6 protein-coding genes and 1 pseudogene are annotated in these 8,696 nt (G+C 59.2%); 3 read left to right on the top strand and 4 right to left on the bottom strand.

What is annotated here, in order from left to right; translation table 11 throughout:
• Window positions 1-156: 156 nt before the first annotated feature.
• Together DW870_RS06980 and DW870_RS06975 are read right to left on the bottom strand one after the other, a co-directional pair.
• Window positions 157-1,068: a hypothetical protein gene (locus tag DW870_RS06980; RefSeq protein ID WP_117769827.1), complete on the bottom strand. Its 912-nt coding sequence runs from the start codon at window positions 1,066-1,068 to the stop codon at window positions 157-159.
• Window positions 1,069-1,220: 152 nt separating this feature from the next.
• Window positions 1,221-2,636 carry an MFS transporter gene (locus DW870_RS06975; protein ID WP_117769828.1) on the bottom strand — a complete coding sequence of 472 codons (1,416 nt, stop codon included), beginning with the start codon at window positions 2,634-2,636 and terminating at the stop codon, window positions 1,221-1,223.
• A gap of 204 nt (window positions 2,637-2,840) precedes the next feature.
• On the opposite strand from DW870_RS06975, the gene DW870_RS06970 reads away from it, so the two are divergent.
• Window positions 2,841-3,251 carry a peptide deformylase gene (locus DW870_RS06970; RefSeq protein ID WP_117769829.1) on the top strand — a complete coding sequence of 137 codons (411 nt, stop codon included), beginning with the start codon at window positions 2,841-2,843 and terminating at the stop codon, window positions 3,249-3,251.
• 75 nt (window positions 3,252-3,326) lie between these two features.
• Here DW870_RS06970 and DW870_RS06965 read toward each other — a convergent pair whose 3' ends face one another.
• Both DW870_RS06965 and DW870_RS06960 read right to left on the bottom strand, forming a co-directional pair.
• Window positions 3,327-4,808, bottom strand: a complete 1,482-nt coding sequence (locus DW870_RS06965; RefSeq protein ID WP_117848274.1) for an aminotransferase class I/II-fold pyridoxal phosphate-dependent enzyme — start codon at window positions 4,806-4,808, stop codon at window positions 3,327-3,329.
• A gap of 201 nt (window positions 4,809-5,009) precedes the next feature.
• Complete coding sequence (locus DW870_RS06960; RefSeq protein ID WP_233506171.1) at window positions 5,010-5,867, bottom strand: LysR family transcriptional regulator; 858 nt, start codon at window positions 5,865-5,867, stop codon at window positions 5,010-5,012.
• Window positions 5,868-5,985: 118 nt separating this feature from the next.
• Here DW870_RS06960 and DW870_RS06955 point away from each other — a divergent pair, with 118 nt between their 5' ends.
• Window positions 5,986-6,897, top strand: coding sequence for a DMT family transporter (locus tag DW870_RS06955; RefSeq protein ID WP_117848246.1), 912 nt, complete (start codon window positions 5,986-5,988; stop codon window positions 6,895-6,897).
• Window positions 6,898-7,036: 139 nt separating this feature from the next.
• Window positions 7,037-8,638 (top strand): annotated as a pseudogene (locus DW870_RS06950) (KUP/HAK/KT family potassium transporter); the annotation flags it as partial.
• Between the last annotated feature and the right edge of the window lie 58 nt (window positions 8,639-8,696).

The raw sequence follows: 8,696 nt of genomic DNA, 5'->3' as shown, positions 1-8,696 counted from the left end.
TACCGACAGCGAGCGCCGCCCAGGGCGAACAAGTTGGCATGAAAAAGGCGAGGCATAGACCTTCTGGTCATGCCTCGCCTTTTGAATGACAAATTGTCGCCCTGGGCGGCGCGCAGCGTCAACTAGTTACGCGGTTTGGTAAAATCGCGTAACTAATTAGAAACGGTTGCCGCGGAAGCCGCCGCCATTGCGGCCGCCACGATCGCCACCGCGACCGCCGCGGTCGTTACCACGGTTGCCGCTAAAGCCACCACGGTTGCCGCCGCGGTCGCCATAGCCACCACGGTTGCCGCCAAAGCCGCCTCGACCGCCGCGGTCGCCGCCACGGTCACCAAAGCCGCCGCGGCCGCCGCGATCGCCACCGCGACCGCCACGGTCGCCGCCACGGCCACCGCGATCACCAAAGCCGCCGCGACCGCCGCGGTCGCCGCCACGGCCACCGCGATCGTCACGGCCGCCGCGAGGACCGCGGTCCTCGTCCAGGCCCATGGCGACGAGCGGAGCGATAACCTTATCGAGAGCGGCCATCAGCTCGGTGGCCTCCTCGTAAGAAAGCTCGGGCAGGAGCTTCTCCTTCTTGTTGGCAAGCTCGACCAGACCCTCAGCGGCATCCTCGGCAGCGAAGACGACGATCTTGCGCATATCGCCCTCGGCGTCGTCGATGCGGCCGACCAGATCGGCAGCCTCGGCCTCGGCCATCAGACCATCGAGCTCACGAAGGCGCATGCCCAGCAGGTCGGACATTTCCTTCTGCTCCATCTTGGGCTTGAGGTCAAGGAGCTTGATGGCGCGCTCGATGTTCGCCATGCGCTCGGCCTTGGCCTCCTCCTCCTTGGAAATAGCAAAGCGACGGCTACGCAGCAGGCGGGCGGCCTTCTGCATCTTGTCCATCAGCTCTTCGTCATCGTAATCAGCGGCGGCCTCGACAACCTCGGCCTCCTCCTCGGCGGAAACCTCGTCAGCAGCCTCAACCTCGGCAGCTTCGGTCTCCACGGTCTCGACTGCCTCGACCTCGGCAGCCATGGTCTCGTTCTCGGTCTCGTTCATGATCTCTTCGTTCTCTGACATGAGACTCCTTCTTGGCCCTCTCGGGCATCATCGCCCCATTCGCGGGGCCCGTCGCGCACTCTTTGCGCTTTAAACATTCATGCCTCTCGGCAAAACGTCCATTAGTTTATGGTGTCGCCATCCAATCTAGCTGCAGAATCTATGTGCACACATTAATGCGACATGTGCGACTCGCGACGAGCGTACACCAGCGACGTCACGAACCCGACCACGGCAATTACAGCCGCCACACGCACGGCAGCTGCAAATCCAATCGCCTGGTCAACGTCGATCGCAGCGCCAGCGACGCTGGCAGCCGCCGCAGAACTCGAGAGCAGACCGATAAACAGCGACGGGCCAAACGATGCGGCAATCATGTTCCACGTGTTAAGCAATGCCGTTCCGTGAGGATGCTCAGCGGCAGGCAGCGTCTCCAAGCCGGCCGTTTGCGAGGGACTCAGCACCAAACCGACTCCGGCATACACCACAACGGTCAGCGCCACGACGACGCCGATGTTCATGCTTGCCGCCGTCATCGAGATGGCAGTCTGTCCCACGGCAATCAGGGCAAAGCCGACCGGCAGCAGCGGCCATGCGCCACGGGCGTCCATCACGCGTCCGCCCACAATCGAGGTCACGGCGTTGCAGGCAATCGCCGGCAAAATGAGCAAGCCCGCAACAAGGGCGGTCATGCCGTATGCGCCCTCAAAATAGAGCGGCAACAAAACGCTCATCGAGAACGTCGTCATCATCGACACCACCACAAGCAGGCACGCAGGCCAAAAGCGAACGCTCGCCATGGGACGCACGTTAAGCACCGGATGTTCGAGCTTGAGCTGACGGGCCGCAAACAGGCCGAGCAGCACAATGGCGGCGAAAAGTGCCACGATACCGGCAATCAGATTGGTCGAGAACTCGCCTACGGAATACACAAATGCCGTAATGCCGGCCGCGAGCAAAACAACCGACAGAATATCAAGCGTGGTATTCGAGCGCTCTCCGACATTCTGGACATGCTTTACGCCCGCCGCAGCGACCACAATGCCGCCCACCAGCGGCACTACGAACACCGCCCTCCAGCCAAACAACGTGCACATAAGACCACTGATCACGGGTCCAAACGCCGGCCCCAACGTAATGCAGGCACCGCCCAAGCTCAGATACAGGCCGAGCTTCTCGCGCGGAGCGCAAGACAGCACCACGTTCATCATGAGCGGGAACAAGATGCCCGATCCCGCAGCCTGCAAAATACGACTTGACAGCAAAACGCCAAACGACGGAGCGACCAGGCACAGAACTTCGCCGGCGACCATGCATCCGCATGCGAAAAACAGCAGCTTGCGCGTCGAGAAACGGCCGGACAGGAAGGCCATGATGGCCGTAAAGATCGACGTCACGATCATGTAGCCCGAAACGAGCCACTGCGCCGTGGTGGCACTCACCGAAAAGGCCGCCATAATGTCGTGCAACGCCACGTTAATGATGTTCTCGTTAAACGCGGCAACAAAGGCTGCAATATACATTACGACGAGAATTGCCGCAGTGGCCGATGGCGGTGCTTGAACTTGTTGCTGAGATTTGCTCCCCATGCATTTCCTTCCTCTTGGAACGACAGTCGCATCGCCCCAGAGGAACAGTCCAGGGCGAAAATGAGCCCTAGACTTACGCCAGACGCCGTACACGACGAGTCTGGCAACATGGTCCAACATCGAAAGATTGTAACGCGGACGCACAGCTTTCCTTCCGCGCTATTATTAAAAGTCCACGAAAGCATGAGACATGAGGAGCCCGCCATGATTAAGCCCATCATGAAATCCGAGTTCTTTTTGCGCCTGTCTTCCGAAGACGCGGGACCCGACGATGCCGCGACCGGGCAGGACCTCCTGGATACGCTCCACGAACATGAGCATGAGTGCGTGGGGCTCGCCGCCAACATGATCGGCGTACGCAAACGCATCATCTGCGTAAAGGACGGCAATAGGGCGCTGCTGATGTACAACCCTCAAATTCTTGAGCAGGTCAATGCCTATCAGACGAGCGAAGGATGCCTCTCGCTGATCGGCGAGCGTCCCTGCACCCGCTATCGCCGCATTAAGGTTGAGTATTTGGACGAGAACTTCGTCCACCGCATCAAAAACTTCTCGGGCTACACCGCCGAGATCATCCAGCACGAAATCGACCACTGCAACGGAATCGTTATTTAGTTCCGCCGATTCAAGAAAGCCCCCCGCAGCCAAGCAACTGCAGGGAGCTTTTCATAGTGCGGAGCTTCTATCCCACTAGTTCTGACGGTAGTGATCGAAGAAGTCGGCGAGGTCTTCGAGCGACTCTTTGAGCACTTCCATGCGCGGCAGGTACACGATGCGGAAGTGGTCGGGCTCGGCCCAGTTAAAGCCGCCGCCGCGCGTGATGAGGATCTTCTTCTCGTGCAGCAGATCGAGGGCAAACTGCTCGTCATCGGTGATGTTGAACTTCTTAACATCCATCTTGGGGAAGATGTAGAACGCCGCGCGCGGCTTGACCACCGAGATGCCGTCGATCTTGCTGAGCGCCTCATACACAAAGTTGCGCTGCTCGTAGACGCGACCGCCGGGGCGGATGTAGTCGTTGACCGACTGATGGCCGCCGAGCGCCGTCTGGACGATCGACTGGGCCGGCACGTTGGAGCACAGACGCATGTTAGAGAGCATGTTGACGCCCATGATGAAGTCGCTCATGCAGCGCTGGTTGCCCGAAAGCACCATCCAGCCAATGCGATAGCCCGCGATCATATGCGACTTGGACAGGCCGCTAAACGTAATGCAGGGCAGATCGGGAGCGAGCGAGGCAATCGAGACGTGCTCGTAGCCGTCCATGCACAGACGGTCGTAGATCTCATCGGCAAAGATCATCAGCTGATGCCTGCGCGCAACCTCGACGATGCCCTCGAGCACCTCGCGCGGATAGACAGAACCCGTGGGGTTGTTGGGGTTGATGATGACGAGGGCCTTGGTCGCGCTCGTGATCTTGGACTCCATATCCTCCAGGTCGGGATACCAATCCGCCTGCTCGTCGCATAGATAGTGCACGGGATGACCGCCGGCAAGGGTTGCGCACGCCGTCCAGAGCGGATAATCGGGGCTGGGGATCAGAATCTCGTCACCATTGTCGAGCAGCGCGTTCATCGAAAGCTGAATGAGTTCGGACACGCCGTTGCCCGTGTAGATATGCTCCATCTGAACATTGGGCAGCCCCTTGATCTGCGAGTACTGCATGATCGCCTTGCGCGCAGAGAACAGGCCGCGCGAGTTGGAATAGCCTTCGCAGTCGGGCAGCTGCTGGCGCATGTCCTTGATAACCTCGTCGGGCGTGCGGAAACCGAAGGGCGCCGGGTTACCGATATTGAGCTTGAGGATGCGCTCGCCCTCGTCCTCCATACGGGCGGCCTCGTCGACGACGGGGCCGCGCACGTCATACAGGACGTTATCGAGCTTGGTGGATTTAGAAAAAGTGCGCATGGTGGTGCTCCTTGCAATTTGAGCTGAGGGATGGGGTTCGGGCTTGGAATCGTTGCGGGGTGATGATGCCTCGCCTTGATCGGCGTCGCCGGCAAGCAGCCAGGTAACATCGACCTCCAAAATACGGGCGAGCAGCTCAGCCACATCGCGCCGCGGGATCGTCTTGCCGCTCACATATTGGCTCATCTGACTCTTGCCGAGTTTTTTGCCGAGCATCTCCGATGCGCGGATCACGTCCGACTGGCGAACGTCGCGATCGGACATAGCCTGTCGCAGGCGATCGCTAAACGTCTCTTGGGCCACTAGAACCTCCTTGCTGGCAAAGTTCAATTTATAGAACACGAATTGAACCAGGGTTCAATTTAGCAAGCAGTATAGCGCCGTACCTCATTCGAAAGTTCAATTTCATAAGAAAATGTATCGGACTCCGAGATTTGCCCAAAGCGAACAATGGTGTGTACACGTTTAGAGGTATTCGAGGAAACGGGCGGCGGCAAGCGAAACATCGGCCGTTCGATATATGGCGTTGATCTGCCGATGGGGATGTCCCTCGAGCGAACGCACGGCAACATCGAACTGACAACGGCGCAAGATGAGCGCGGGAAGAATGCTCACACCCAGGCCGTCCTCAACCATGGCCATAATCGCATAGTCATCCCAGGTCGACAGCTTGGAGCACACCGTCAGTCCCGCCCGACGGAACAGCGGCGTAATCTCGTCATCGGTGCCGCGTTCTAGCAGAATAAACTGCTCGTTGGCTAAATCGGCAAGAGAAACGACCTCCGCCGTGGCAAGCAAAGAGTCTGCCGGTACTACCGCCATCAACTCGTCGCGCACCAAAGACCGCGATGCCATGCCGTTTTCTCGGGGCTCACGCGGGATAAAGCCCAGGTCACAACGACCCTCAGCCACCCATTGTTCAATCTCTGAGTAATCGCCCATCAGCAGCTCGTAATCGACATCCGGATGATCGGCGCGAAAGCGCGCGATCACCGGCGGCAGTACATGAGTCGCCACACTCGAAAACGTACCGATACAGATCTTGCCGCGCATGAGCCCTCGCATCTCGTCCACGCGTCGCTGCAGGCGGCCAAACTCTTCGCATAACGCCTCGACTGCCGGCATGACCTGCCGCCCGTCGGCAGAAAGCACCACGCCCTCGCGGCTGCGATCAAGCACCTTAAAACCCCAGTCTGCCTCAAGGTCGCCCACCATGCGGCTCACGCCCGACTGCGAATAGCTCAGCCGCTCTGCAGCACGCGTAAAGCTGCCGGCACGCACCGTCTCGAGCAGCACTTGCATCTTTTGGATATTGGTCTCCATGGCACGTCCCCACCCTTGTATGAGTTTTTGTCATGTTTTCCATGCATTATATTCGCTTTTCTTCTAAAGCCAGTTCACCCATAGTGAACATGCTCGGATATAGAGGGGATGGAAGCGCATGAACAACGGACTGTTTACGTACTTAGCAGCATTGCTATTGTTTGGCTCCAACGGCATCATCGCCGCTGCCATCGCGCTGCCGAGCTCCGATATCGTGCTGCTACGCACGTTTTTGGGCGCTCTCTCGCTTGTCACTATCCTCGCCATCACCCAACACCATAAGTTGCAGGCGCCATCTCGTCCCCGCGAAGCCGCGGCCCTCCTCCTCTCGGGAGCTGCGCTGGGCGCCAGCTGGATTTTTCTGTTCCGCGCCTACCAGACGATCGGCGTCGGCGTATCCTCGCTGCTGTACTACTGCGGCCCCATCATTGTCATGGCGCTCTCCCCGCTCATCTTTGGCGAAAAGCTGACCGGCGGCAAAATCGCCGGCTTTGTCGCCGTTGCTTGCGGTGCTTTTCTCATTGCAGCGCAAGGTCTAGGCGGCAATATGCCCATTGCGGGCATCGTCTGTGGAATCGCCTCGGCCTTCTGCTATGCATTGATGGTCATCGCCAGCAAGGGTGCGCCGCACATCGAGGGCCTCGAGAACTCCGCGCTCCAGGTGAGCGCCGCCTTTGTGACCGCACTGGTCCTCACGCTCATCACGCAGGGCGCTCCCTCGTTCCTGTCCGCCGGCGTCGCCGCCAGTATTGATTGGCACGCCGTCGCTATGCTCGGCGTCGTCAACACCGGCATTGGTTGCCTGCTCTACTTTAGCGCCGTCGCCAAGCTGCCCGTCCAGACCGTCGCCGTCGTCGGCTACCTCGAGCCGCTTTCGGCGGTCGTGTTCTCGGCCGCCCTTTTGGGTGAAGCCATAACACCGGTCCGCCTGCTGGGCGCCGCGCTTATCATCGGCGGCGCGATTTTTTGCGAACTCGCCGGCAAACGCGCAAACGCCAAGGCTGGCATCGCCCAGACAGCACGTGCTTAAAAGCCCCTGCTTTGAAATGCTACCTGCGTAGATAAATAATCCCCAGCTGAGGATTATTGTCTAAAATAACCCGATGTGCCAAACTGCTCTTGTATGTATAAAGACGGCATAAAGTTTTTTGTCCTAGACAGATAACCGGATGTCTAAGGGAGTCCTCGTGGCACACAACAAACTGGAGGCAAACCTCCAAGGCCAGCATGGGCAGGGCGGGCACGGAGCCATTCCCCTCTCCGCTGGCATGCTGCTCGTAACGCTCGGCGTCGTCTATGGCGACATCGGCACGAGCCCCATGTACACCATGAAATCAATCGTCGCCAACAACGGCGGCATCGGTACCGTCAGCGAAGACATGATCTTGGGAGCGCTTTCGCTTGTCATCTGGACCATGACGCTCGTGACCACGGTCAAGTACGTGGTTATCGCCATGAAGGCCGATAACCACAACGAGGGCGGCATCTTCGCCCTATTCAGCCTCGTGCGCAAGGTGGCGCCATGGCTGATTCTCCCCGCCATGATCGGCGGCGCGGCGCTGCTCGCCGACGGCATCCTCACCCCCGCCGTCACGGTTACCACGGCCATCGAGGGCTTGCGCACTATCGAGTGGGGCCACGCGCTTTTGGGCGACGGCCAGACCAACGTCATCATCATCACCATCATCATTATCTGCGGCCTATTTGCCATGCAGCGCGCCGGTACCTCGTCGATCGGTAAGCTGTTCGGCCCGCTCATGACGCTGTGGTTCCTGTTCCTGGCAGGCGCCGGCCTGTTCAACATGCTCGGCAACCTATCCATCCTGCGCGCGCTCAACCCCATCCGCGGCATCATGTTCCTGTTCTCGCCCATCAACCACTCGGGCATCATGGTGCTCGGCTTTGTCTTCCTGTCGACGACCGGCGCCGAGGCCCTCTACTCGGACATGGGCCACGTTGGCAAGGCCAACATCTATGCATCCTGGCCGTTTGTTAAGGCGGCCCTTATCCTCAACTATCTGGGTCAGGGAGCTTGGCTGCTCGCCAATAACTCCAACCCCCAGATGCTCGCGATGGATATCGTCAACCCGTTTTATATGATGCTTCCCGAGCCCCTGCGCCCCTTTGCCATCGTACTTTCGGCCGTAGCGGCCATCATCGCCTCGCAGGCGCTCATCACCGGCTCGTTCTCGCTGGTATCCGAGGCCACGCGCCTCAACCTTATGCCGCATCTGCGCATCCACTACCCCAGCGACACCAAGGGCCAGCTCTATATTCCGCTCGTCAACAACATCATGTGGGTCGGCTGCATCTTCATCGTGCTGCTGTTCCAAAACTCCGAGCGCATGGAGAGCGCCTACGGCCTCGCCATTACCGTGACCATGCTCATGACCACGACGCTTTTGACGAGCTATATCGCTGGCATTCTCAAGCACAAGCTGGGCGCCTGCGTCTTCGCCCTGCTCTTTGGTGCCATTGAGCTGTGCTTCTTCGCCTCGTGCCTCACCATGTTCTTTGACGGCGGCTATGTGATGATCTTCCTGGCCGCACTGCTGTTTGGCCTTATGTACGTGTGGCGCCGTGGCACCGCCATCGAGCGCACGCAGACGATTCTGTTGCCCGTCTCCAAGTACATCGATCAGCTCAACCGCCTGCGCAACGACGAGACCTATCCCGTGCTCGCCGACAATCTGGTATTTCTCACCAACAGCCCCGACCCGCTCACGCTCGACCGCGACGTGCTCTATTCCATCCTGGACAAGCACCCCAAGGTGACGCATAATTTCTTTCGCAAATTGACAACCGCATAGCGGAACACGGCCCGCGCCC

Origin of the sequence: Collinsella sp. AM38-1BH (assembly GCF_003467545.1) — a bacterium.
GTDB lineage: Bacteria > Actinomycetota > Coriobacteriia > Coriobacteriales > Coriobacteriaceae > Collinsella.
The sequence above is the reverse complement of the archived record's forward strand: the minus strand, read 5'-3'. Positions and strand labels throughout refer to the sequence as shown.